This window comes from Sporosarcina sp. FSL W7-1349 (assembly GCF_038003045.1).
Lineage (GTDB): Bacteria > Bacillota > Bacilli > Bacillales_A > Planococcaceae > Sporosarcina.
In genome coordinates this window covers 38,120-64,526 of sequence record NZ_JBBOOK010000002.1, presented here as the reverse complement: position 1 = coordinate 64,526, position 26,407 = coordinate 38,120, and the positions used below count along the sequence as shown (strand labels likewise).

Here is a 26,407-nt window from a genome sequence, read left to right as displayed (position 1 = left end):
CCCGCGCGGAACGGAAATCATCGGTGGGAAATCTGTTTTTAAATTTTAGTTCAATAGATACAGCCTACTATGGATGAGTCTCTTGGCTTATTCTGTCTATTCATTATAGAATATTGCTTATGAGTAAATATCTATTCCGTGATGAAAAAACAAATCTTTGAGCCTATAAAAGTTGTGCTATAATGAGTATCAAAACTTTAGCAGGCAGGGAACCTCTGCTTCTTGCTTGTTTGTATTCTTCAGTTTCATTGACAGCATCGACGTGAAGACACCTAGAAGTATTTGAATAAACCAACCCATTTTTTAAAAATGGATGGAAGGTGGAAGACGAGTTGAGTGGTATGGATGTACAACTTCATGAATATTTAATTGATAATTTGGAAGCAATTACAGATGAGTGGCTCACGTACCGGGATGAGAAAGAAGGATCGATTTACTCGATTGATGCCGACCGCTCAACGGAGGTTCTGCTTCGGGAGCAGAACCGATTGACGAACATTACAATAGCCAGCAGTCTTTTGGACAATAAAGAGGAGTTTGAGAACAATAAGAAGAGCTGGGCAGCCATTGTGGCGGAGAGCCGGGTGAATAGCAATACGCCAATCCATGAAGTGTTGGATGCTTTGAGCAATGTCAGGCATACCTTCTGGACCTTCGTGCAACGGTTTGCTTCTTTGAAAAAGAATGAAGTAGATCTGGAAGATATCATTCATTGGGGAGATCTGATCCATATTGCATTTGACGAGCTGAACGTTCAATTTGCGGAGATGTATCACGCCATCATTGATAAGAGATTCATGGCACAGCAAAGTCTGATTGAGGAGCTATGGACTCCCGTCATAAAAATTGACGATACTGTCGGGATTTTGCCATTGATCGGAGATATCGACACGATGCGCGCTCAGGCTTTCATGGACTATCTTCCCAATAAATGCGTAACGGTAGGTGTCCGTCATCTATTCATCGACTTGTCGGGCGTCAAGATCATCGATACGATGGTGGCTCATCAAATCTTTCAGATTACGCAAGTCTTGAAACTTTTAGGTATTCATTCGACGATAACCGGAATTCGCCCGGAAATTGCCCAAACTGCTATTCAATTGGGACTTGACTTTTCGCAAGTGGAAACGTTCAGCTCTTTGCAGCAAGCTTTTAAGGGCAGATATTATGTGGCGTCTGAGTGACATGCAATCCGGCTATTATATAGGAAACGATTTTATGTAAAAAAATTGTTTTGCAGGTGCGCAACCCGAGTAGAGGGATAATCGGCGCATATAAATATGCTATGAGTAATTGATCGATTTCAATATGAGCAGAATTTTATAAAGCCTCGGAAATAAAAAAATTGTCGAATTAAAACCATTGCAGGTAGAGAAATTTACCGCAATGGTTTTTTCTTGTATATGAAACAAAGTGAAAAAAGAAAAACTGTTATAGGATAAGGATTATTAAGTATGGATAACATTTTTTGGTTCGTTCATGGAGGAGAAATGGCGGAGCTAATTGTTTGGTATGGCGATAAATGTTAATATAATGGCATTTTTAACAGTCTTAAGTTATAAGGAACTGCGAAGTAATTAGGAGAAACCACATTCAATTCCGTTTATTTCTATACTAATATAATTAATTTTAATAATTCCGATTCTTATACTTTATAACTTTCGTAAAATTACGAAAAGTGCATTGACAAATTATCTAGTTCTCTGTAGAATCATGACAACGCTTACAATTAGTTGTGGACGGGAAGAGGGGGATTCAATGTGGGACCTATACTAGAAATAGAAAATGTGTCTTTACAATTTGGGGGTGTAAAAGCACTAGATAGCGTTACGTATCATATTGAAGAAGGGGAGATTTTCTCGCTGATTGGGCCGAATGGTGCTGGGAAGACAAGTATGTTGAACTGCATCAGTGGGCTTTACCAGCCGACCAGCGGATCCATACGGTTCAAAGGCCAAGAGATTATAAATATGAAACCGTATATGCGCACAACATTGGGCATTGCCCGGGCTTTCCAGAACATTGCACTGTTTGCACAGATGTCTGTGCTCGATAACTTGAAGTTAGGTCGGCATACGCTGATGAATTCAGGACCGATTACCGGGGGCTTCTTCGTGGGAAAAGCATCGAATGAGGAGATCGCACATCGACGTAAAGTGGAAGAAGTAATCGAGTTTCTGGAGCTTCAGGACATTCGGCATACGCCTGTCGGAACGCTGCCATATGGATTGCAGAAGCGGGTTGAGGTGGGGAGGGCCTTGGCATTAGGCCCTGAACTGATTCTGTTGGACGAGCCGATGGCAGGGATGAATAATGCGGAGAAGGACCTGATGGCACGTTTCATATTAGATATGCATGAGGTCATGAACGCTACCGTTGTCTTGATTGAGCACGATCTGGGGATTGTAATGAGTCTTTCTGACCATATTGCCGTCTTGGATTTCGGAAAACGTATTGGCTTCGGGACACCTGAGGAAATCCAGAAAAATCCGGACGTCATTAAAGCATACATTGGGGAAGAAAACGTTATTTAAAGGGGTTGACATGCGATGGGATTAGAAAGAACATTGCCTGGACTTTTAGCTGAACGGGCGGCTAAAGAAAAGAATGAAGTCGCGCTCAGGCAGAAGTACCTCGGGATATGGAACGAAATCACCTGGGGGGAGTATTATGAAAAAGTCGAGCAACTTGCGCTCGCCTTATCATCAGATCGGTTTCAATTTAAAAAAGGCGAGATACTAGCAATCATTGGAGAGAACAAACCTCAATGGCTCTTTTCACAAATGGCTACTCAAGTATTGGATGGTATTTCAGTCGGGATTTACCAAGAGTCATTACCGGAGCAAATTGTCTATTATCTGAATGATTGTAAGGCTCGTATTGTCATCGTTGAAGACCAAGAGCAAGTGGACAAGCTTCTTGAAATCGAAGAGCAAATTCCATTGGTGGAGCACATCATTTACTACAATCCACAAGGTATGCGTTATTACAAACATCCGAAGCTGGTCGACTTTGACGAGTTATTGGAACAAGGCAGCTTGTTGACAAAAGATCAGCCGGACTTTTTTCGGACTCAAACTGAACGGTCGCTCGGAAAGGATATGGCAGTCATTGCCTATAGTGCAGCAACGACTGGCAATCCGAAAGGAGTCATGTTGACCCATGATAATCTGATCAATGCGGCAGAAAGTTTGATAGCGATTGACAAGATGACGAAAAAGGACGACTATTTCTCTTTTCTGCCACTTTCGTGGATCCATGAGAAAGTGCTCAGTACGATCATACCGCTACTGACTGGAACGGTCGTCAATTTCCCTGAGAAGCCGCATACGGTCATCGGGGACCTTAGAGAAATCGGACCACAGACTTTGATGGCGCCTCCACGGGTCTATCAGACGCTCATGTCCAATTTCACAATCCGTATGGAAGGGTCGACCTGGTTCAAAAAGAAAGTCTTCAATCTGTTCAAAAAGTATGGGGACCGGGTTGCCGAAGCGAAGCTGAATAACCGGAAGCCTTCTGGTGGCGACCAGTTCATGTATAAGCTTGGTGACTTCCTTGTCTTCAGTGCAATCCGTGACCACTTGGGCTTATCCAGAACGAGGCGCGCATATGTGGCGGGGGCTGCCCTGCAACCGGACGCATTTCACTTCTACCATAGTATCGGACTGAATTTGAAACAGACGTATGGTGGAACCGAATTTGCCGGTATTGCATTCGTTCACCACGACGATGACATCCGGGCGGGAAGTACAGGTATTCCTCTTCCGAATACGGAAGTGCGGGTCGAGGAGAATGGGGATATCTTCGTTAAGAATCCTGCAATCTTTTCCCAGTATTTAAACGAAGAGGATCGGAAGTTGGTCGTAGACGGATGGATTTCCATTGGTGATTGCGGTCGGATGGACGACGACGGTCATTTGTATATCCTGGATAGACAGGAGGATATAGTCACAGCACCGAATGGGAATACAATTTATCCGAGAATTGTTGAGAACACATTGAAATCAAGCCCTTACATCCAAGAGGCGGTCTGCTACGGGAAAGACAGACCATATATGACGGCAATATTGAATGTCGATATGAACAGCGTGGGTCGATGGGCGGATAAAAACCGCATCATCTATACGGAATACTCCGACTTGTCGAGACATCCGCAAGTTGTCGATTTCATCGAACAAGAAGTGACCAAATTGATGAGTAAAGTTCCGCCTGAGGCGAGGGTTAAGAAATTCGCTATCCTTCACAAGCAATTCAATGCGAATGACGGTGAGCTCACTCGTACGTTGAAAGTGAGACGGAAATTTATTGAAGACAAGTACAGATCGCTCATTGACGGAATGTATTCGGACAGCCATGAAGTGATGATGACCGAGTCGGATCTGGACAATGTAGAGGAAATCAGTCTTCAAGTCATTCAGTTGAAACTTGAGCAGGAGGTGGCGTAACATATGACGTTTTTCATTCAAATGCTTGTCACCGGAATCGTTGTAGGCAGTATTTATGGACTTGTGGCACTGGGTTTCGTCCTCATCTATCGGGCGAGCGATGCGTTGAATCTGGCGAACGGGGAGTTCGTCATTATCGGGTCTTACATTTGCTTGATTCTTATGACAGCTTATAAAGTGCCTTTCATAATTGCAGTGGCAATTACTTTGGTTTTCAGTGCTCTACTTGGGTTAGTTGTGGAAAGGCTTGTAGTTCGGCCATTGATGAATGCACCGGTCATTTCTGTCATTATGGCGACCATTGGATTATCCAGTCTATTGGGGGGAGCCGTGCACATGATTTGGGGGCATCAGACAAGAACTTTCCCTCAAGTATTTCCACCTACGCCGCTTAAATTTGGCGGCATCATTATAACACCGGTTTACTTGTGGTCGTTTATCGTTGTAATCGTCTTGCTAACCATATTTTCACTGTTCTTCAAATTCTCCAAAATGGGAATCGCCATGCGTGCAGTAGCTGATGATCAGCAAGCGGCAATGTCGATGGGGATTAGCGTCAAATATGTCTATGCTACTACTTGGGCGATTGCGGCAGTCGTTGCGGCGGTCGGTGGTATCCTATTAGGAAACATTAACGGGCTGAGCCCTACGATGGCTTCAATTGGCCTAACCGTTTTGCCGGTTGTCATCTTGGGAGGTCTCGACAGTGTGCTGGGGGCCATTGTCGGCGGATTCATCATCGGAGTCTTGCAAAGTTTGGCTGGAGGATATTTGGATCCGCTTATCGGTGGGGGTCTGAAAGAGGTTGTGCCATTTATCATCGTCCTCCTCATTTTGATGATCAAACCATACGGATTGTTCGGCAGACGGGGAATAGAAAGGGTGTGAGCTCGTGCGTAATCCATTTGCAATGAATAGTGGGAAATATAAAACATCATATAAAGAAGATATGAAAATGTTTGGGACAACGTCGGTCAAAATCAAATGGGCAGTCATCGTGCTGCTCGTTCTGGCTGTACCTCTTTTCACGTCCAGTTATTGGGTCGGATTGTTGACGTTATGTGCGATTGCATCAGTTGGTGCAATCGGCCTCAATCTTCTGACAGGATATACGGGTCAAATCTCCATCGGGGTAGGTGCTTTCCTCGGAGTGGGTGGTTATACTTCGGCAATCCTGACATCCACATTGGGACTGAGCTTCTGGATCGCTTTACCATTGGCGGGTATTGTCACAGCGGTTGTCGGCGGGTTGTTCGGCATTCCATCGCTCCGTCTAAAAGGACTCTATTTGGCCATTGCAACATTGGCAGCGCAAGTCATTATCCTATTTGTCATCAGTCGATGGGATAGTCTCACAGGAGGAACGGCTGGGTTAGTTCTTAGCCGCCCGTCAATAGGCGAATTTTCTCTTTCCAGTAATACCGCCTATTACTACTTATGCGTCGTCATCTTATTGTTGACTGTCCTTTATGCGACAAACCTGTTTCGGTCTAGGACGGGACGCGCTTTCTTGGCGGTCCATGAACGGGATATCGCTGCACAGATCATGGGGATCAACCTATTTAAATACAAAGTTATGGCATTTGCCATCAGCTCCTTCTTCGTCGGCATTGCCGGGGCCTTATTGGCGCATTACACGATGATCGTGAGCCCTGAATTGTATAGCTTCCATGTGTCCATTGAATATTTGGCTATGATCCTGATCGGTGGGCTTGGCAGTATTATTGGTTCCATCTTCGGGGCAGTATTCATCACATTATTACCGGTTTTGCTAAGTTTGCTTGTTGATGTCCTGGCTGGCATCATGCCCGATCTGTATCAGCTTTTCTCCTCTTTAAAAGAGTTCGTATTCGGAGCCGTGATTATCCTTTTCCTTATTTTCGAACCAGGCGGATTAGCGCATATATGGTTGAATATTAAAAAGTATTTCAGATTGTGGCCATTTTCGTATTAGGGGCGGGAACTCGAAACCGGACATGTATATGTTCATAGGTTTCTTTCCATACAAAAAAAGGGGGAATTTGATATGAAGAGCAGGAATAAATTTTTAGCTTTATTGGTCGGTTTGATGATGCTCTTAATCCTTGCGGCTTGCGGCGGCGGGGATGATGCGGGGAAAACAACGACAACTGACGGGCCGGCAGAAGGCGCATCCACAAGCGGCAATGACGGCGAATCTGCCAGCTCAGGCGAGAAACGTAAAGTTGTTGTTGGTGGTTTGTTCGACCTTACAGGAGGTACAGGCGACGTTGGAACACCATTCGCTGAAGGTGAGCAAGCATTCTTTAAACATTTGGAAAAAACAGGCGGCATTGAAGGGGTTTCCATTGAACTAAACGGAAAAGACTATGCTTATGCAATTCCGGAAGCACAAAAAATCTATCAGCAGCTTCGTGACAAAGAGAAGGTTTCTGCAGTTCTTGGGTGGGGAACTGGAGATACGGAAGCACTTCGTCAGCAAGTAGCAAACGATAAACTTCCATACTTCTCCGCTTCTTATTCGGAAAACTTGAAAGATCTTGAAGAAAGTCCGTATAACTTCTTAACAGCGGCATCTTATTCTGACCAAGGCCGTACGATTGTCAAGTGGATCAAGGAAAATCACGAAGGGGACAATCCGACCCTTGCATTACTATACAATGACACTGCATTCGGGCGTTCTCCAGTTGAAGATATTAAGGCGTATGCAGCTGAAATCGGTGTTGAAGTAGTTGACGAGCAAGTAATCGACGTACAGGCGACAGAAGCGCAATCTCAATTGTTGAACATGGAGAAGAAAAATCCTGATTATGCGATCATCCAACAAACTTGGGCTGCTACTTCCACTATTCTTCGGGATGCCAAAACACTCGATATCGATACGCAATTTTTCGGTTTGAACTGGGCATCCGGTGAAGGAGTTATTGATATTGTAGGCGCGGACATTGCAGAAGGTTACATGGGTATCCTTTCACATGCAATGCCATATGAGGACTTCCCTGGAATGGCTGAAATCGAAGAGTATCTTAAAGGGGAAGGAAAAACGCTAGAAGACATCGACCAAAAGTTCGTACAAGGATGGACTACAGCGAAAATCATGGCTGCCGGTATCGAAGCAGCTGCTAAACAGACGGATGGGGAGCTTGATGGTGAAGCGATCCGTGCCGGTTTGGAAACTTTGACTGACCTAGATCTTGGCGGCCTTGGTGCACCTGTTACTTTCAGTGCTGATAACCACGCAGGTACAGATAAGACTCGCCTTGGAATCGTTAAAAACGGTAAGTGGGAACAGCTCACTGAATACATTAGCCATAATGACTAATTGACATTCGGCGGGATTTCCCGCTTATAAAGGGACTCAGACGGGAGAAGCATCGGATTTTTCCATGCGATTTCCCGTTTGTCCTTTTCTGTAAGGTATCATTCACAAATACAAGAAGTGTATTTGATCGGGGAGGAGAAGTTCGATGCTCCATGTAAATAATATTGAGGCGGTTTATGACAAAATCATTTTAGCGCTTAAAGGGATGTCGCTTCATGTTCCAGAAGGAAAGATTGTTGCGTTGCTGGGGAGTAACGGTGCCGGAAAATCGACGACTTTGAAAGCCATTTCCGGTCTTTTAGCAGGGGAGGGTGGACTGATCACTGATGGGTCCATTGAATTTCTTGGTAAAAATATCGGGAATACGACACCCGATGTCATTGTCCGGAGCGGCATCTTTCTCAGTATGGAAGGAAGACGCGTCTTCAAAGACTTGACGGTTGAGGAAAATCTGATTGCTGGAGCTTATACGCGAAAGGACCGTTCCAACATTAAAAGGGATATCAACCAGATCTATGAGTATTTTCCGAAGTTAAAGATGCTGCAAGGCCGTAAAGCCGGTTTCCTTTCAGGTGGAGAACAGCAAATGTTGGCGATCGGAAGAGGTCTGATGGCTAAGCCGAAGCTCCTTTTGCTGGATGAACCATCCCTTGGAATCGCGCCATTGCTCGTACAGGAAATCTTCCAAAACATTAAGCAGATCAATAAAGAGGAAGGCATGTCCATTCTGGTAGTTGAACAGAATGCCAATGTGGCACTTGGCATTGCCGATTACGGCTACATAATGGAAGGCGGTCGTGTCGTCATGCAGGGCAATGCCGAGGATCTGTTGTCCAATGAAGAAGTTCGTGAACATTACTTGGGAATTGGCAAAGAAGACGAAAAAGATTACCGCAATAGTAAAGTATATAAACGTCGCCAACGGGTCGTCTGGTAATGCTTTGGGGGCTGCTATCCATAGGGGCCAAGTGCAGGAACAGTCGGAAGATTGTTTCTTTACTTGGCGCCTTTTGTTGTTCACACTTCGGGGTTTTATTTTCGTACTAACCATGTTATCCTTATAGAGTGTTAACGTACTAAAGTATTGCATGTAGCATACATAGATAGATGGAAGGGGAAACAGTACGATGAAACGATTTGCATTTGGTCTACTGATGATGGTGGGTATATTAGCACTTATCTCGGCCTGTGGGACGTCCAAGACGGAGGAAGACAAAACTGACTCCACATCTGGAACAACGGACACAGCTACTGAAGGCGAAGATAAGGCTGAGAAAGAAACAATCATTATTGGTATCGATGATAAATTTGCACCAATGGGCTTCCGTGACGAGAAAAACGAAATTGTCGGCTTTGATATCGACTATGCAAGAGCGGCAGCCGAGCATATGGGCATGGAGGCGAAATTCCAGCCAATCGATTGGAAGACGAAGGAAACTGAGTTGGCCAGTGGTCGGATTGATTTGATCTGGAACGGCTATACGATTACAGACGAACGTAAAGAGAAAGTCCTTTTCACAAAACCATATCTGCGTAATGCACAAGTTGTCGCTACGCTTGCGGACAATGAAGAAATTACAAAGTTGGCTGACTTGGATGGCAAAGTGATAGGCCTTCAAGCGCTATCCTCGGCATCTGATGCGCTAAGCGCGGATCCTGTGCATGAAAAAGTGAAGGATATTACAGAATTTGCAGACAACGTCTTAGCATTGACAGATTTGAAAACGGGCCGTGTGGATGCTGTCGTAATTGACGAAGTCGTCATTGACTATTACATGTCGAAGGAAGAAGGCACATTTAAAGTTCTTGAAGAATCCCTCGCTCCTGAAGAGTATGGCGTCGGCGTTAAAAAAGGGAACGAAGAGTTGCTGGAAAGCCTTCAAGCCGCACTCGATGCAATGAATGAAGACGGAACAGCTGCTGAAATTTCAAATAAATGGTTCGGCGAAGATAAAGTTGTAAAATAAGAAGTACAAATAGTGGACAAACAGGATTTCCTAGCGAAACCCTGTTTTGTTTTTGGAGGAAACCTTCATGTCGTTCGAATATCTAAACAATATATTGAAACCGATGCTAGAAGGGGCACAAGTGACCGTTCTCTTGTTCATCATTGCGATTGTCCTTTCCATTCCGTTGGGATTCCTCCTGACCCTTGCCGTACGGAGCAGTTTCAAGCCGCTTTCCTGGTTGGCCAGTACGTATATTTACTTGCTGCGGGGAACTCCGCTACTACTCCAACTCCTGTTTGTCGTATTCGGTTTACCGCTATTGCCGATCGTGGGCGAGTATTTGGTGCTGGATCGGTTTGTGGCGGCTTGCCTAGGTTTCGTCCTGAACTATGCTGCGTATTTTGCAGAGATTTTCAGAGGAGGCCTTCTGGCAATCGACAAAGGGCAATATGAAGCGGCTCAAGTTCTAGGACTCAATAAATGGCAGACGACGACCCGGGTCATCCTGCCGCAAATGTTCCGGATTGCCTTGCCGGCAGTGGCGAATGAATCCGTCACGCTCGTCAAAGATACCGCCTTGCTCTATGCAGTAGCGGTTCCGGAATTATTGCATTTCGCGCAGACTGCGGTCAATCGGGATTTCACCATCGTCCCGTTCTTCATTGCGGGAATCATTTACCTGATGATTACATTGACCTTGACGACATTCTTCAAATGGCTGGAGAAGCGGTTTAAATTTGACTAAAAGGAGTAGGAACCATGGCAATCATTGAAATACGCAATCTGAAAAAGTCATTTGGACCGCTGGAAGTACTGAAGAATATTACATTTGATGTGAATAAAAATGATGTGGTCGCTGTTATTGGACCATCGGGATCTGGAAAGAGTACAATGCTTCGAAGCCTGGTCCACCTGGAGTATGTCAATGGCGGCACCATTAGCGTAGCTGGTGATTATTTGGTGAAAGACGGGGTTTATTCCAAACCGCAAGACATCAAAAAGGTCACGTCTAAGATGGGGATGGTGTTCCAGCATTTTGATCTCTTTCCGCATCTGACGGTGAGGGAAAATCTCGAATTGGCTCCACGATTGACGAAGCGGGAATCTGTGATGGATTTTCAAAAGCGGAGTGCCGAGTTGCTTGCAAAAATTGGGCTGTCCGATAAGGCCACGGTCTATCCATCCAAATTGTCAGGAGGTCAAAAACAGCGGGTTGCCATCGCGCGGGCTTTGATGATGAACCCCGAAATCCTGCTGTTCGATGAGCCGACATCTGCACTTGACCCAGAGTTGACAGGAGAAGTGTTGGAAGTGATGAAGGATCTTGCGAAGGAGCATATGACGATGATTGTCGTCACGCATGAGATGGGCTTCGCACAAGAAGTGGCCAATCGGGCTGTTTTCATGGACGGCGGTGAAATCGTGGAAGCTGGTCATCCTTCAGAATTGTTCACGAAGCCGAAGCATGACCGGACACGGGCATTTTTGAATCGCAGTTTGAAATAGAGGAAGACGCCACTCTTTAGGGAGTGGTTTTTTCATGGTCTAGGAAATTGTAAAACCTTGGCATGTGGATAACCTTCGAATTGGATCTTGTTTCGCGTCTAGCTTCGGACGCTAGTTCATGCAGAATATCGTGAAGGTTCCTTACTTTCTGCAAAGTGCGCAGAAATACGGCAAATCGAACCCTTCGCTGTTCGATTGACAAATAGCCCCCGCTTTTTCACGAAATTGTGAACAACGGGTGTGGATTTTATGAAAAAGGAAAATAGGTGGGTGAAATTTGCCTTGCAGAAGTGGTATATTATTGAATAGGAGCAAGTATCACTGCTTTTTTCAAGCAAGGCTAAGGAGAGGTTATAGATGAATAAAGATGGAGTGCTTTCGGTTAGTGAAAAGCAAAATACGTCCACATTCATAGCCGACATGAAGTCGCTTTTTAAAGCGCCTGTCTTAATCGCTAACGTACTTCCGGTATTCACCGGTTTTTGGTTGGCACTTCATTTCACGGAAACGACGTTCATTTCTCAAATGGACCTTTTTTTATTGACGATCATCGGGAGCACCCTGCTAATGGCTGGAGCGCTTGTCCTTAATAACTGGTACGACGCAGATATCGACAAGGTAATGGCGCGGACCCAGAAGCGACCGACCGTGACGGGGAATATTTCCTTGCAGAGTGTCTTGATTATCGGGATTGCGTTATCGGCAATCGGGATGATCTTATTATTTTTCACGACATTTGAGGCAGCCTTTTACGGGTTTATCGGCTGGTTCACCTATGTCGTGCTCTATACGATGTGGTCGAAACGGAAATATACATTAAATACAGTGATCGGGAGTGTGTCGGGTGCTGTAACGCCATTGATTGGCTGGTCGGCCGTGACCTCGGCGTATCATATCGTGCCGATTATTCTGTTCATTATTTTATTCATCTGGCAAATGCCCCATACGTTTGCCATCGCGATGAAAAAATATGAGGAATATCGCGCTGCGAAGGTGGCCATGCTTCCGGTTGTCCGCGGATTCGATATGACGAAGCGTCAAATGGCTGTCTACGTAGCGTGCCTGCTTCCGCTGCCATTTTATCTCGTATCGCTTGGTATGACGTTCATCATCATCGCGACCGCCTTGAATATCGGGTATCTTGTCATCAGCATCATGGGCTTCTATACGAAGGATAATATGAAGTGGGCCCATTTAAATTTTCTTTACTCGGTCAATTATATGGCGATTCTCTTTCTTACTATGGTAGTCGTCACCATTTTCTAGGCTTCGGAACTTTTGGTTTCGGAGTTTTTTTATCTTTATTCAGCGGAAGACTCTCGGCTTTATGGGTGATCGGATGAATGCGGTTTTATCTCCTGTTCAACGGGTGTTCTCAAACTCCCGCTGAATAAAGATAAAGCCTCCGGCGGATGTCACGGATTTTTAAGGGGAGCTTTTTAAGAGGAAGGCAGTCTAAGTACGCGACGTCCTGTCGCAACGACTGCATGACCGACATCCTGTCGGCCTCAAGCTCGAAAAAATCCGGACGCAATCACGCCAAGGCGTGATTGATTCATAAAAAAACCCCCGCCTCCGAATCAATCACTGATGATGGATTCAGAGCGGGGGCTTCTATTTCACTTCAGTCAATCTTGAATTTATGGATGGCAGAGCGCAAATCATCGACCATTTCGGCCAATTGCCGTGTGAATGCGTTCATTTCTTCAACGGTTTGTAATTGGTTGTCGGTGGATGCGGTGACTTCCTCTACGTACTCCGAGGCCGTTTTGGCGGTGGCAGCCACTTCATCGATAGAGCTTGCGACTTCTTCAGAGCTTGCCGCCATTTCTTCGGAGACGGCGGTCATCTCTTCGATTTCGTTGCTGATTTGATGGACAGCTTGGACGATTTCATCAAACCGCATTCCTAACCGTTCAATGACTTCTGTTCCTTTCAATACATTGTCTTCTCCTTGTTCGGCCGCTTCGACCGCTTCCCGGGTGTGACGCTGGACCATATCGATCAGTTGGTTGATTTTCGCGGCGGATTCAGCTGTTTGTTCGGAAAGCACCCGCACTTCGCTTGCCACGACAGCAAATCCTTTGCCCGCTTCACCTGCGCGGGCGGCTTCAATGGAAGCGTTCAACGCCAGGAGATTCGTCTGCTCTGAAATATCCGTAATCATCTTGGAGATTTGTCCGATCTCCTCTGATTCTTTGGAAAGCAGCTTGATGATTTCCGTCGCTTTATTCGTACCATCTTGAATGTATTCCATCTGTTGAATCGTTTGCTGGACGGCATCATGGCCGTCACTCACTTTTTCTGAAATGAAATCCGTATTTTTTGCCACAGATGCAGAAAGTTCGGCAACACCTTGGATGCCGGCAGACATTTCCGCCACTGCTGATGCACTTTCTTCGGACATGGCCATTTGTGCTTCCGACCCCCTGCCGATTTGCTGGATGGCCGATGCGATATTATGGGACATGCCGTTGACATTGTCGGTCTCCCGGTTTAACTGAACAGATGCAGCATTCACACTCTCGGCGCTGCGGTCTACTTGAACGATCATGCTTTTCATATTTTCCGTCAACCGGACAAATGTGTTTGCCAATGTTCCGATTTCGTCTTTCCGTTTACGATAACGTTCGGGAATCGCTTGCGTAAAGTCACCATTGCCCAGTTGCTCCGCCATGTAGACAATCGCCTTGATCGGCCGGCTGACCGATAGGGAGGTGGTGATGGCCAATCCGATTCCAAGAATCATGATGATCAGGGCAACGATGAAAAATTGGACTTTCAATGTGTATAGGCCCGCGAGCATTTCATCTTCGTAGGCGATTACCCCAATTTTCCATCCGTTATCCAATTGATGAAAACCGAGGAGTTGTGTACCATTTTCGGATTCATAGGATACAATCCCTTCCTCTTGCGCTAACATCGCACTGATAACACGTGATTCTTCCGATTCAATTCCATCGGCTTTTGCCAATTCCACATAATTGATCTGGTCTTTTACCCGTTCGCGAAATTTATGGCCCAGATAGGTTCCCTCTGCATTAATGATGAAGGCATGTCCGTTTTCTCCCATCTTAATATCCTCGATGATTTCACTTAAATAATAGCCGTCGATCCGGGCGAGAAGTAGGGCGTCTTCTCCCGTTGTCGTGTCGATTGGGGTGGCCAGCATGATGACAGGTTCGTTCGTCACGCGGCTAATGATGATTTCCGACATTGTCGTTTCGCCGTTGAAGGCGTCGATGACATAATCACGATCTGATAAGTCGGCTGTTGTGCCATCCAAGTAATGCGAAATTCCATCCGAAGTGATAATGGCAAACGTTAGATAATCATCCGCCTCATCCAGCTTTTGCTGTAAGAAAGCTTGTTGAATGTCCGGATCCATGCTTTCTACTTCCGCATTGGTTGCTAAAGCTTGCAGTTCCACGAAACTACGGTTAAACCGTTCTTCAATGAAATGCGACATGTCTTTCGCCTTTTCCCCCAACGTCACTTCCACTTGTTCGATGACGGCCCGTGAACTGTTCAGATAGGCAAAAAATCCGAAAACCACCGATGCAGTCAATAAGAGGAGAATGATAGACGCTGTCAGTTTAGAGCCTATACTCCTTATACTTTTCTCATTTTGTTTCATCCCTATTGTCCCCCTCCAGTACAAATAACCTAAAAATAGTATGTATATACAACTATTGAACTAATTCAATTATCCCTAATCTTTGCAAAAACTGTCAATGCCATATTGTAGTGAGTTCGTAAAGTTTTATGACAATTTGGAGAAAAAAAGACCCGCATTGCTATGCGAGTCATCAAATGAATTATGATCTTTATGTGAACCGTTCCACCAATTCGTGCATTCGTTCCGCTTCGGTATGCAGTTCCAAGGAGGAATGCATGATGGATGTGATGGCTGCTTTTTGTTCATCGATTGATGCATTGACTTCCTCTGTGGCGGCTGCCGATTCGGTCGCGACACTTGCGATTTGATTGATTGCGCCGACGACGACGAGCCGGTTCGCGTCCATCTCTTGCATATCGGTATCCAGTGAATGCAGGTGGCCGGTGATGTTTTGGATAGATTCCGACAGGTGGTCGAACGCCTCCTTCGCTTCATTGATCGCTTCCACTTGAACATGCGATAACTTCAGCGTATGCGTCATTTGATTTTCCGAGGAAGCGGTATCTCCCTCGATCCGGACGAGCAGATCTCGAACCCGGTTTGTCGCTTCGTTCGTATCTTCGGATAGCTTCCGCACTTCATCCGCAACAACGGCAAACCCTTTTCCATGTTCCCCGGCCCGGGCGGCTTCGATGCTTGCGTTGAGTGCCAATAAATTAGTCTGTTCGGAAATCGATGTGATCGTCTGGACAATCGTTTGGATTTCACCCATCCCATCGGTCAATTGGGAGAAATTTTTCCGAAGCTCTTGGATCACGTCAGTAAATTCCTCGGAGTTGCGTTCCAACTCTTCCACCTTTTCGCTTCCTGTTTTCTGTAAATTGGTCATTGTTGTCATACCGCTGACAATCTCTTCGTATTTTTCGGTCGTATTGGAAATCAAGTCGGAAAGGTTCTCCACTTTTCCGATAGCTGTTTCCGCCTCTTCCGCCTGGATGACGGCACCGTTGGAAATTTCCGCAATGGCATGATGTACTTCATCCGCTGAGGCTGTCGTCTCTTCTGTAATGGCACTCAGCATTTCAGAAGAATTCCGCATCCGGTTAGACGATTCACGCGTATGGCCGACCATCTCATTCAAGCTGGATTTCATTTCATTTACATTCGTAGCAAGGATCCCTAATTCATCCCTTGATAAGATCGGGATGTCCTCTCCTGTCAGCTTCCCTTTGGCGATATCAGATGTCATGGCCATGATCCGCTTGATATAGGAAGTCATTCGTCCCGAGAAGATCCAGAACAGGCCGACCCCGATTACTGTGGCAATGATCATCATGACGATTGAGTTTTTCAGTACATTGACAGCCCCTGCATTGAAGTCCATTTCATATGTACCCGCTGCGATGATCCATCCCCAATGCGGATCTTGTAGACTGTATGTAATTTTAGGTGCCTTGGCGTCAGGATTTGTAGGTGTCGGCCAATCGTACCGGACAAATCCACCATTCGGTTTTTTCGCTTCTGCAATGGACTCCTGCATGAAATAGCGTCCGTCATCCGTTTGGAAGTCGATGACATTCTGTCCGTCCAAACTTGGATGTGCTTCTATGATCCCCTCTTCCGTAACAGCGAAGAAGTAGAAATTCTCCCCGTATTTTGCACGATTGGTAATTGCGCGTTTTCCCTCTAAATCTCGCGGGCCGACAATTAGGTCCCTGGCCCTGTCCTGTGCCTCCTCCAATGTCAGAGTACCCCTCTTCACTTCCGCATCCAGTACCCCGATCATGTCTAAGACCGCATAGGTTCCATTTTGGAGTCCGATTCGGCCGACTTGATCCAACTCCTTTTTGGTGACGATGTAATTCATCACCCCGACGAACAGGATTGGCAGTAAAATAACGATTATAGCCAATCCGACCAATTTGTTTCGTACGGATGTTCTCATATCTATCCCCCCAGAAATATGCAAATAAAAGTAAAATAAATTTGCAATATATATAGAGTATAGTAGAAAAGAACTGAAAAAGAAATCAAATATTTGTGAATTAATTATAAAATAATTAATAAATTCCGTATAACACTTTAGAAAAAGTTCTTCACCACGACAATCCGTTTGAAAATCATTCTACCAATGATCCTTTAACAAGTTTCTTCATTCGTTAAAAATTGACACTGGTGCAGTGAAGATAAATAAAACCATTCGGCTAAACCGCATGTACTGGTGGTTGTCCTTATGGGGTTTCTTGACTTGAAAACAAGCGTGCGATACACTTGGGGGTGTTATGTAGTTGTCCCGGAGGGGCGGCGGCAATACTCTTGAGAACTTGTTGATAAGGGGTTTTATTCATGCCAAAAGCGGATTTTCTCCCTGTCATCCTCGGATCGGATGACAATGCTTATGGAATGGCTAGAGCATTTCACGAGCAATATGGCATCACCAGCATTATTGCGACGAAAGGTCATCTACTTTCGACGATGCATAGTAAAATTGTTGAAAAACGAATCTTTGATAATTTTGATGAACCCAATACGTTTATAAAAAGCCTGATGGAGTTGAAAGACGAGCTGCATGAGCGGGCGGAAAAGCTTCTTTTAATTGCCAGCAATGAAAATTATGTCGAGCTTGCCGTCAGAAGTAAAAAGCATTTGGAACCGCATTATATTTTTCCGTTCGTCGATGAAGAGATGATGGACGATATCATTTTCAAGGAAAATTTTTACGAGATGTGTGAGGAACATGGCTTGGATTACCCTGACACGGTCATGTTCGTCAAGGGCATGGATCCGCATATGGAATTGCCGTTCGATTTCCCGGTTGTTGTTAAACCATCGGATAGCATGCGCTATTTCAACGCCCAATTCGAGGGGAAGAAAAAGGCATACGTCTTACATACGAAAGAACAGTTCGTCAATGCCATCAATACCATCTATTCCTCATCATATGACGGGAAGCTCATCATCCAGGATTATATCCCGGGCGATGATACTGTGATGCGCGTCTTGAATGCGTACTGCGACCGGAATGGGAAGGTGCGGATGATGTGCCTTGGTCGAGTCGTGTTGGAAGATTACACGCCGGTCTTGATCGGAAACTATGTCGGGATTGTCGGAGAATACAACCAGGACATTTACGATCAGTACAAGAAATTCCTTGAAGCGATTGGCTTTACCGGTTATGCGAACATCGATCTGAAATATGACCGCAGGGATGGGAAATATAAAATTTTTGAATTGAACATCCGGCAAGGGCGCAGTAGCTATTTTGTCACGGCGAACGGGTACAATATGGCCAAATATCTCGTGGAGGACCGTGTTTATCATCGGGATAATCCGATCGAATATGGTCGCAATGAAGTGCTCTGGCATACGGTGCCATTGAAATTGCTCGTCAAGTATACGATGGACTATGAATTAAAACAGCAGGTCAAACGGCTGATTCAAGAGAAGAAGACCGCTTCGACTCTCTATTACGACAAAGATCGGAATTTCATCCGTTCGTTGAAGTTATATAATTATTATCGAGATTATTACAAGCGATTCGAGAAGTATTTCAAACGGAAAGAGTAAGTCCGCTTGTCGCAGCGGAGTTTGTGTGCACGGGTATAAGGAGTGATTCCAGGGTGCCAGTATTGGACAAGGCTAATGAGAGGGACGTCAAACGGTATGAGGAATTCATCCGGAATTCCCCATATCGGGCTCTCACGCAAGACCCCAATTGGGCAGACGTCAAAGATGATTGGGGCAATGAACAGGTGTATGTGGAACGGGATGGAGAAATTGTGGCTGCCATGTCCCTTCTCATCCGAAAAGTGCCGGGCGGTTTTTCATTGCTGTATGCGCCGCGTGGACCTGTTTGCGATTTTCATGATGAAGCACTCGTTGCCGAATTATTGAGGGAAGCGGAAGCAGTAGCGAAAAAGCATAAAGCATTCGCACTGAAGATGGATCCCGAAATCTTGTATTCCGAAGAGTTGAATAAGAAGTACTCGGATGCCGGCTACGTCGTCCGAAATGTTGACGCTGATAAGGATGAGCTGATCCAACCGCGTTTGAACATGATCGTCAAGCTGGAAGGCGAAGACGAAGAATCGATCATGATGCGATACAAGAAGAAGACCCGGAACATCATCCGGGGAGCCATCAAAAAAGGGGTGGAAGTGTCTCATTCCCACAGCGATGAATATTTGAAAATCTTCTATGATATTTATAGAACGATGGCAGAACGCAATCAGATCACAATCCGTTCTTATGACTATTTCGTCAAGATGCGCGAGGCGTATGACGGTCTTCGAATCTATTTAGTCAAACATGAGGAAGATTATTTGGCGGGTGCCGTCACAATCAATTATCACGGGAAATTGTACTATCTGTACGCCGGCAGTACGAACGAAAAGCGCAACCTCAACCCGAACCATCTGATGAACTATGAGATGATGAAGTGGGGGATCGAGGAAGGGGCCCAGCAGTACGACCTCGGCGGTGTCTTCATCTTGGACAGCCAACAGGACGGGCTGTACGCCTTCAAAAGCAGCTTTTGTCAAGAGGACGGCGTGACGGAGTATATCGGAGAAATCGATAAGGTATATAAACCGTTCCTCTATAATCTGTTCGTCAAAGTCGTTCCGAAAGTCCAGCAACTGAAGAAAAAAATGAAAAAATGAACCGAAAAAAGCCGCGGAGTGACAGGACTTCCGTGGCTTTTCTTTCACTTGTCCGGTTGTAGCGCTCCGCTTGGAGAGCAGGGGCGTAATTGATTGCCGAACTTTCCCTATGCTATAATTTTTGAAGTGATTGTGAATAAAAAACTATTACAGAAAGTTTGACGGCTACCATGCAAAAGAAAACATTAGGCATCATCGGCGGAGTCGGCCCATTGGCCACGATGTACATAGGCGAAATGATTGTCAGACGGACAGCCGCGGAAAAAGACCAAGACCATGTCAATATGGTCATCACCAACAATACGAATATCCCGGATAGGACGGCTTTCATCCTTGGCGAAAGTGAGGACAATCCGGTTCCTGTCCTCATCTCGGATAGCAGGCGCTTGGAGTCAGCAGGGGCCCAAGTGTTGGCCATCCCTTGCAATACGGCACATTCCTTCTATTCGGAACTCCAGGAAAGCACGGAACTGCCGATCATCAATATGGTATCGGAGACGGCGCGGCGTGCGAAAGAATTGGGCGCCAGTCGTGTCGGTATTTTAGCGACAAGCGGGACGATCACTACGGAAGTCTATCAGCTTGCTTGTGAACGTAATGGTTTGATACCTGTTATCGCTGATCCGAAAATCCAGGAAATCGTCATGTCGGTCATTTACGACGATATTAAAGCTGGTCGGCCGGCGAACCGGGAAAAATGGGACTTGATCGAGCAGGCGTTGAAAGAGGCGGATTGCGACAAAGTGATCCTCGGCTGCACCGAGTTGTCCATCGTCAGAGAGGAATTACAACTTGGGGAAGAATATATCGATTCACTCCTCGTCCTGGCTGAGTCGGCTATTGAAAGATGCGGATATGAAGTGAAACGGTGAACATTCGTGTAAAAAAGACAGCTAGGATATACTGGATTGTATAGAATGAAAGTGGGGATCAGAATGTCCTTCTTGGAAAATTTGGAAGAGAACATCAGAGCGAAATGGAAATTTGAAACCGAAATGCCGATCCAGACAAAGATGATACCAGAAATGCTGGATGGCAAGGATATCGTAGCGGAGTCACCGACGGGATCCGGGAAGACGCTGGCGTATGTGCTTCCGATTTTACAAATGGTCGATGGTGATAAAAAGCAGACACAGGCTTTGATCATGACGCCATCCCAAGAACTGTCCATGCAGATCGTCAACATCATCCGGGAATGGGTGGAAGGGACGAACATCACGGTCACGCAATTAATCGGCGGAGCGAATATGCAGCGCCAAATCGAGCGCTTGAAAAAGAAGCCGACCATCGTCGTCGGAACTCCGGGACGGCTTGCCGAACTGGTCAGGGCCAATCGGCTGAAGATGTATGATATCCGACAGATTATCCTCGATGAAGCCGATCAGCTATTATCCCGCGATCACCGCGTTATTGTCAAAGGGCTTATTGAAGCTGCCCATCCGGATAGACAGGTCGTTGCGGTTTCCGCGACCATCACGGACGAAATTGAAATCGTCGCAAAGCGGTTGATGAAAGAACCGATCCGCCTTCAAGTGACCGCGGATGAAATGCCGAAGCAGGGGAAAGTGGTCCACTCCTATGTGAAGACCGATGTACGGGAAAAAACGGATCTGCTGCGGGGATTGGCCCATTTGAAAGGAATCCGGGCCCTCGCCTTCATGAATAATGTGGACCAGCTTCATATGAAGGAGATGAAACTGCGGCATAATGAGGCACCGATCGGGGTCTTGTATTCGGACATGAAGAAAATGGATCGTCAGAAGACGCTGGAGAGCTTCCGGAAAGGGGAATTCCGGGTCTTGATCGCAACCGATCTTGGTGCCCGCGGTTTGGATATCGAGGGGCTGACCCATGTTATCCATGTCGATGTCCCCCACACGATCGAGCAATATTTGCATCGTTCCGGGAGAACGGGCCGTGCGGGGAGCGACGGGGAAGTATTGACCCTCCTGTCCTATGCGGAAGAGCGCGATTACCGCAAGTTGACGAAAGGGATGAAACCCGTCCAGAAAACATGGTATAAAGGACAACTGATGGAAGGCAATTCGAAAACCGTACAGAAGAATAAAGGGAAATAAAAAAGGCTGTTCCTATGCCGAATTCGATTCGGGCGACAGGAGCAGCCTTTTTATTATGCTTTGCGGGCGACTTAATTGGATGCCGTTTCATCGTCCAAAGCAGTCAAAATGATCGGTTTGTCTTTTGTGACGATGATGGTATGTTCGATTTGCGCGACGTAGGAATTATCTGGTGTTACGAACGTCCATCCATCTCCCAACTCGATAATATGCTCGGCCTTTTCAGAAATGAACGGCTCGACTGCGAGGACCATTCCCTCTTTCAGCAAGGTTTTATCCCAAGCGTCATAATAATTCAGGATATGCTGTGGCTCTTCATGCAACGAGGTGCCGATCCCATGGCCTGTCAGGTTCTTGATGACATGCAAACCGTTGTCTTTCGCTACTCGTTCTACAGCCTTGCCGATCTGATTGAGGCGGGAGCCGGCCTTCACCTTGGTCATCGCGCGGTCGAATGCGCTTTTCGCGACATCACAAAGTTTCTGCTTCTTCTCATCCGGTGTGCCGACGACGAATGAAATGCCGGTATCGGCGAAATAGCCGCCATATGAGCCGGACACATCGATATTGACCAGGTCGCCATCTTGGATGACCCGTGAACCCGGAATGCCGTGTGCGACTTCATTGTTGACACTGATGCATGTATAGCCCGGAAAGTCATATTGGTCAATAGGTGCAGAAATGGCTCCTTTCTCTTTGAAAAGCCGCCCGCCCAGCTCATCGATTTCCTTGGTTGTGACGCCGGGAACGGTCGCTTGCTTCATCTCTTCCCGAATTTCTGCTACAATTTTTCCTATTTTTTTAAGCGATTCGATTTCTCTTTCATTTTTTACGATCATCCTGAACAAATCCTTTCTTCCGTTCATTCATTACCATCCCATACTATAACATATTCCAGGAATCCAAAAGACGGCAAACTTTTGAAATCGGGGATAGATTTTTCCGGTTTGGGATAAGAGAAAAAACGCGTGACCGCAGCGTTGCGGTCCGCGTTTTTATCTTTTTGGAATCGACGTGCCGTATTTTTTTCTTTCCGACATCATTTTGCGAATGATGGGGTAAAGGACAGGTGCCCATTTGATCGCTGTTTTTATTAGTTTTTTCATTGTTCCATCGCCTTCTTCCTTGTACGCTATTGCCTGTATTTTTCCCCGGGCTTCCAAAAGTAAACCTTATTTGAGCACCTTGACGCCTTGGATAATGTTCCAGATCACGATGACGAGGAAAAGAAGTCCGTAGATGGCGACAAACAGGAATGGGGTGATTTGCCAAAATCCAAAACCTCCCATGCCTCCATTCATTGGTTCGTAAAAGGAGAACATGGAAAATGAAAAGAGGATGAAGCCCGCCACGAGCAATACAGTAGGAACGAGATGGGAGACGAGTGAGCGCTTGGCATGCTGCTTCACTTCCCAATCTTCGGAGATGAAATAGACAATCAATGGAAAAAGCAGGGGCGAAAAAAATATACTAAAATAACACAAGGCCGATAATAATTTTTGATTGGTCATAAACGTCCCTCCATCTTGTCTTTACTATACAAGGATTTTCCAGTAGATGAAATCATCTTGCTTACTTCCTCTGAATACTATACACTTGAATAGACAATTGCATGAAAAACCACAAGGGGTGCCGATTGGCTGAGATTGGGCATTGAGTTGTCCTGACCCTTTGAACCTGTAAGATCATTCTTGCGTAGGGATGTGGATGGAAACTGGCATATCAAGATGTCCCGTTCATCCGGGATGTCTTTTTTCATTTCGTAGCTAGTCGTATTTTTTCAATCTCACATCCTCCTACCATTTTTCAAGGAAGGAGGAATTCATTTGTCTAGGAAACGTCTTCAATTTTTATTGGAAGTTGCCATTTTAGGTGCTATCTCTTTTGTGTTGGATCAAATCGGATTTTCATTGCCTCAGGGAGGTTCAATCACTTTGTCAATGTTGCCGATTGTGGTAATGGCTTTTCGCTGGGGATTCGCGGGCGGCATGCTGACCGGATTTTTAAGCGGATTGATCCAAATGATCTCGGCAGGAAAGGTGTATCATCCCGTACAGGCTGCGTTGGATTATTTCGTTGCCTATGCACTCGTCGGGCTCGCGGCAGTGACGCTCGTTTGGCTGCTTCGTGGAAAAGCGGAAGGGAAGAAGGGGAAGATGGTCGCGGCGATTGTCGTGGGTACAGTAATCGGAGGGTTATTCCGTTATCTGATCCATTTCATCGGCGGAATGGTGTTCTTTGGGCAATATGCCGGGGACCAGCCGGTATGGCTATACTCGCTTTTATACAACGGGACGTTCATGATACCGTCCATCATCTTGTCTGCAATTGTCGCCTCGCTTTTATTCACTTCAGCACCGCGCCTATTGCAACGTTCATAAAAAAATCGCCGCTTTCTTCTGAACTGGAAGAGACGGCGATTTTTCATTTCACTATGCTTTTTGTGCCATGGCTTGGTAAATCTTGTCCGTTTCGATGTTTCTGTACCATAAGAATTCCGACTGCCATCGCCGCTGTTAGGAACAGGGCTGCGGCTGAAACGAATAGTTCATCTGTTCCATTTATCACAATGATCCCGATGAAGGTCCAGATATTCACTAAATTCAAAGCCACATCTTTATGATGGTAGAGGAAATGAAAAGCGAATGCTGCAGCAATCGTCAAATAAATGACAGTCCATAGCGGATCACTCAGTCCCCAGCCGGACCATTCCCGGTAAGTCAGTACATAATTGAAATTCATAATCGTCGAGATGAATATCCAACCAACATAGATGGAAATCGGAACTCTGCCCCAAATGGAATTCTCTTTTGGGGGATAGGTGAAATAGAGGGCCAGCAGAAGACCGAGAATAATCACTTTGGCGATAAGCATCGGGATGTAATAACCGTAATGCCATAATAAAATCCAAGCGATATTGAACAGGCAACTCAATATGAAAAGAGATGCGCGAAGTCTGGAAATCGATCGGGAAGAGCTCGGTTTCTTATGAAAGCCATATATCCAAAAACCTAATAAAGCATAAATGAGTATCCAAATGGTAAAAACGTATCCTGCAGGTGTAAAAAGTACGGGTAACCTATATGCAATTTCCCATGTCGTCGTGCCATTCAAAGGCAATATATTAGCAACCGAGTAAACGGCTATCATGCAGACGAGGGAAAAGGTCATTATCATTTTCATCATCGTCTAATCCTCCTACTGTACAGTATACATTCCAAACAGGAAGGCGGAACAGTAAAAGTATGAAGTTTCCGTCACAAATGCAATATTTCTCATATGGAAAATTCATGATATAATAAGTGCAACTTATGTTCCGAGTGTTTTGTTAGAATGTGGAAATTGAAAACGATTTCTTCAGTGGGTGCCGTTTTTTCGTCGCTACACTAGAGATAAATAAGATACAAACGTAAAAAATGTGGCTGGTAGCGGCATACTAATGTAGAATATGCCAGATTCCGGATGTATCTTCGCAAAAGGGTGGATGTCATTGATATTGCTTGAAGGGCGATCTTGTTATTTACGAATATTGACTGAGGAGGACGCTGTTATTTTCACGGCGTTGCTTAGTGCGAACCGGGAGTATTGGTCGGTGTTTGAACCGCGCCATGAGGACAGTTATTTCACGGTATCGGTCCAGCGGGAAAAAATTAGAGAAGCACTATATCAAATGAGGAATAGACGAGAATACAACTTCGGTATCTTTGACGCTGAAACAAGCAGGTTGATCGGCCATATTTCCTTATATAGTATCAAAAGGCTTCCGTTTTCCAGTGGATTTGTCGGATATTCGATCGATGAGGCGGAAACTGGCCGTGGATTAGGGACAGAAGCGCTCGATCTCGTGACAAAATTTGCATTTGAGAAGTTGGCATTGCACCGGATTGAGGCATTTGTGTCCCCACGTAACTCCGGATCTGTCAAAGTGTTGGAGAAGTCGGGCTATACACGGGAAGGGTTGCTGCGCAAACTGCTTTATATCAACGGCGTATGGGAAGATCATTATATGTACGCGATGGTGGAAGATGATTATTGAAAGGGCAAGGCCCCATTTCGAAGATGGGTGATGAAGATAAGAAGCCACTTCCTGTGAGAGGAAGTGGCTTCTGTTATTGTTTGCGCCTTTTAATATTTCCCGGGAAATCGGGAAATTTGTCAGCTCCCGATCAATTCTCGGTTACGGATTGATAGCCATCGACAATAACATCCAGCTGGCCTGTGTCAGGATGGACGACTAGGCCATGGATTGGCACTTTTGTATCCATAAGAGGATGATGGCGTACTGCTTCAACACTTTTTTTGACGCTTTCTGTCACATCGCTGAATCCATGCAGCCAGCTTTTCATATCCACTCCCGAATATTTTAGCGTATGGAAGATTTCAGGATCGATGCCGCGGTTTGTCATATTTTTGGTGATTCGATCTGTGTCGATGGAACTCATACCGCAGTCATGATGTCCGATGATATACACTTCGTCGGCCTGAAGTTCATAGATCGCGACCAGGATGCTCCGCATAATCCCACCGAACGGATGGTTTACGACCGCGCCGGCACTTTTGATGATTTTTGCATCGCCGTTTTTCAAGTTCATCGCTTTCGGCAATAGCTCAGTAAGACGAGTATCCATACAAGTTAAAATAACGATTCGCTTATCGGGAAATTTCGTCGTTGCATACTGCTCATATTTTTTTTCGTTTACGAATGATACATTGAAGTCCAAGATTTCATTTAAAAGTGCCACTTGTCTACACCTACCCCGTTTGGATTTGCTGTCCCTTCATCCATATTAGTCTTGTATTGAAGGGGACAGTGCGCCCGTAATTAGGACATATTATTATCTTGAT

At 45.6% G+C, this 26,407-nt stretch carries 23 protein-coding genes and 1 riboswitch; of the genes, 17 read left to right on the top strand and 6 right to left on the bottom strand.

Features of this window, described 5'->3' with window-relative positions; translation table 11 throughout:
- Positions 1 to 341: 341 nt before the first annotated feature.
- The 11 genes from MKY41_RS14280 to cyoE all read left to right on the top strand — a co-directional run bounded on the left by MKY41_RS14280 (position 342) and on the right by cyoE (position 12,470).
- Positions 342 to 1,184, top strand: coding sequence for an STAS domain-containing protein (locus MKY41_RS14280; protein ID WP_340746461.1), 843 nt, complete (start codon positions 342 to 344; stop codon positions 1,182 to 1,184).
- A 576-nt stretch (positions 1,185 to 1,760) separates the two neighbouring features.
- Entirely contained in the window at positions 1,761 to 2,534 is a 774-nt protein-coding gene (locus tag MKY41_RS14275) for an ABC transporter ATP-binding protein (RefSeq protein WP_340745769.1), read from the top strand.
- Positions 2,535 to 2,549: 15 nt separating this feature from the next.
- On the top strand, positions 2,550 to 4,448 hold the full coding sequence (locus tag MKY41_RS14270; RefSeq protein ID WP_340745768.1) for an AMP-binding protein: 1,899 nt from the start codon (positions 2,550 to 2,552) through the stop codon (positions 4,446 to 4,448).
- A gap of 3 nt (positions 4,449 to 4,451) precedes the next feature.
- Complete coding sequence (locus tag MKY41_RS14265) at positions 4,452 to 5,336, top strand: branched-chain amino acid ABC transporter permease (RefSeq protein ID WP_340745767.1); 885 nt, start codon at positions 4,452 to 4,454, stop codon at positions 5,334 to 5,336.
- 4 nt (positions 5,337 to 5,340) lie between these two features.
- A complete protein-coding gene (locus tag MKY41_RS14260; protein WP_340745766.1) occupies positions 5,341 to 6,402 on the top strand; it encodes a branched-chain amino acid ABC transporter permease in 1,062 nt (353 codons plus the stop codon).
- Between the two features lie 72 nt (positions 6,403 to 6,474).
- On the top strand, positions 6,475 to 7,749 hold the full coding sequence (locus MKY41_RS14255) for an ABC transporter substrate-binding protein (protein ID WP_340745765.1): 1,275 nt from the start codon (positions 6,475 to 6,477) through the stop codon (positions 7,747 to 7,749).
- 145 nt (positions 7,750 to 7,894) lie between these two features.
- Positions 7,895 to 8,686, top strand: coding sequence for an ABC transporter ATP-binding protein (locus MKY41_RS14250; protein ID WP_340745764.1), 792 nt, complete (start codon positions 7,895 to 7,897; stop codon positions 8,684 to 8,686).
- A 190-nt stretch (positions 8,687 to 8,876) separates the two neighbouring features.
- A complete protein-coding gene (locus MKY41_RS14245) occupies positions 8,877 to 9,716 on the top strand; it encodes an amino acid ABC transporter substrate-binding protein (RefSeq protein WP_340745763.1) in 840 nt (279 codons plus the stop codon).
- Positions 9,717 to 9,783: 67 nt separating this feature from the next.
- Positions 9,784 to 10,443 carry an amino acid ABC transporter permease gene (locus tag MKY41_RS14240; RefSeq protein WP_340745762.1) on the top strand — a complete coding sequence of 220 codons (660 nt, stop codon included), beginning with the start codon at positions 9,784 to 9,786 and terminating at the stop codon, positions 10,441 to 10,443.
- Between the two features lie 14 nt (positions 10,444 to 10,457).
- Positions 10,458 to 11,204: an amino acid ABC transporter ATP-binding protein gene (locus MKY41_RS14235; protein WP_340745761.1), complete on the top strand. Its 747-nt coding sequence runs from the start codon at positions 10,458 to 10,460 to the stop codon at positions 11,202 to 11,204.
- Between the two features lie 357 nt (positions 11,205 to 11,561).
- Positions 11,562 to 12,470, top strand: a complete 909-nt coding sequence (gene cyoE, locus MKY41_RS14230) for a heme o synthase (protein ID WP_340745760.1) — start codon at positions 11,562 to 11,564, stop codon at positions 12,468 to 12,470.
- A 358-nt stretch (positions 12,471 to 12,828) separates the two neighbouring features.
- Here the strand turns inward: cyoE and MKY41_RS14225 are convergent, their stop codons facing one another.
- Together MKY41_RS14225 and MKY41_RS14220 are read right to left on the bottom strand one after the other, a co-directional pair.
- Complete coding sequence (locus MKY41_RS14225; RefSeq protein ID WP_340745759.1) at positions 12,829 to 14,841, bottom strand: methyl-accepting chemotaxis protein; 2,013 nt, start codon at positions 14,839 to 14,841, stop codon at positions 12,829 to 12,831.
- A 190-nt stretch (positions 14,842 to 15,031) separates the two neighbouring features.
- On the bottom strand, positions 15,032 to 16,768 hold the full coding sequence (locus MKY41_RS14220) for a methyl-accepting chemotaxis protein (RefSeq protein ID WP_340745758.1): 1,737 nt from the start codon (positions 16,766 to 16,768) through the stop codon (positions 15,032 to 15,034).
- 401 nt (positions 16,769 to 17,169) lie between these two features.
- On the opposite strand from MKY41_RS14220, the gene MKY41_RS14215 reads away from it, so the two are divergent.
- From MKY41_RS14215 to MKY41_RS14200, 4 genes are all read left to right on the top strand, one after another.
- A complete protein-coding gene (locus tag MKY41_RS14215; protein WP_340745757.1) occupies positions 17,170 to 18,390 on the top strand; it encodes a carboxylate--amine ligase in 1,221 nt (406 codons plus the stop codon).
- A gap of 53 nt (positions 18,391 to 18,443) precedes the next feature.
- Positions 18,444 to 19,484, top strand: a complete 1,041-nt coding sequence (locus MKY41_RS14210) for a lipid II:glycine glycyltransferase FemX (RefSeq protein ID WP_340745756.1) — start codon at positions 18,444 to 18,446, stop codon at positions 19,482 to 19,484.
- 170 nt (positions 19,485 to 19,654) lie between these two features.
- A complete protein-coding gene (locus MKY41_RS14205) occupies positions 19,655 to 20,356 on the top strand; it encodes an aspartate/glutamate racemase family protein (protein ID WP_340745755.1) in 702 nt (233 codons plus the stop codon).
- A 63-nt stretch (positions 20,357 to 20,419) separates the two neighbouring features.
- Positions 20,420 to 21,562: a DEAD/DEAH box helicase gene (locus MKY41_RS14200; protein WP_340745754.1), complete on the top strand. Its 1,143-nt coding sequence runs from the start codon at positions 20,420 to 20,422 to the stop codon at positions 21,560 to 21,562.
- A gap of 71 nt (positions 21,563 to 21,633) precedes the next feature.
- Here the strand turns inward: MKY41_RS14200 and map are convergent, their stop codons facing one another.
- The gene (gene map / locus MKY41_RS14195; RefSeq protein WP_340746460.1) at positions 21,634 to 22,401 is read right to left on the bottom strand and encodes a type I methionyl aminopeptidase; all 768 of its coding nucleotides are present in this window, start codon (positions 22,399 to 22,401) and stop codon (positions 21,634 to 21,636) included.
- 333 nt (positions 22,402 to 22,734) lie between these two features.
- Complete coding sequence (locus MKY41_RS14185) at positions 22,735 to 23,073, bottom strand: DUF4870 domain-containing protein (RefSeq protein WP_340745752.1); 339 nt, start codon at positions 23,071 to 23,073, stop codon at positions 22,735 to 22,737.
- 104 nt (positions 23,074 to 23,177) lie between these two features.
- Positions 23,178 to 23,281, top strand: a riboswitch (TPP riboswitch).
- Between the two features lie 107 nt (positions 23,282 to 23,388).
- On the opposite strand from MKY41_RS14185, the gene thiT reads away from it, so the two are divergent.
- Positions 23,389 to 23,943, top strand: coding sequence for an energy-coupled thiamine transporter ThiT (gene thiT, locus MKY41_RS14180; protein ID WP_340745751.1), 555 nt, complete (start codon positions 23,389 to 23,391; stop codon positions 23,941 to 23,943).
- A gap of 43 nt (positions 23,944 to 23,986) precedes the next feature.
- Here thiT and MKY41_RS14175 read toward each other — a convergent pair whose 3' ends face one another.
- Positions 23,987 to 24,748, bottom strand: coding sequence for a tryptophan-rich sensory protein (locus MKY41_RS14175; protein ID WP_340745750.1), 762 nt, complete (start codon positions 24,746 to 24,748; stop codon positions 23,987 to 23,989).
- 304 nt (positions 24,749 to 25,052) lie between these two features.
- On the opposite strand from MKY41_RS14175, the gene MKY41_RS14170 reads away from it, so the two are divergent.
- Entirely contained in the window at positions 25,053 to 25,598 is a 546-nt protein-coding gene (locus MKY41_RS14170) for a GNAT family N-acetyltransferase (RefSeq protein ID WP_340745749.1), read from the top strand.
- 130 nt (positions 25,599 to 25,728) lie between these two features.
- Here MKY41_RS14170 and MKY41_RS14165 read toward each other — a convergent pair whose 3' ends face one another.
- Positions 25,729 to 26,304, bottom strand: a complete 576-nt coding sequence (locus tag MKY41_RS14165) for a beta-class carbonic anhydrase (RefSeq protein ID WP_340745748.1) — start codon at positions 26,302 to 26,304, stop codon at positions 25,729 to 25,731.
- Between the last annotated feature and the right edge of the window lie 103 nt (positions 26,305 to 26,407).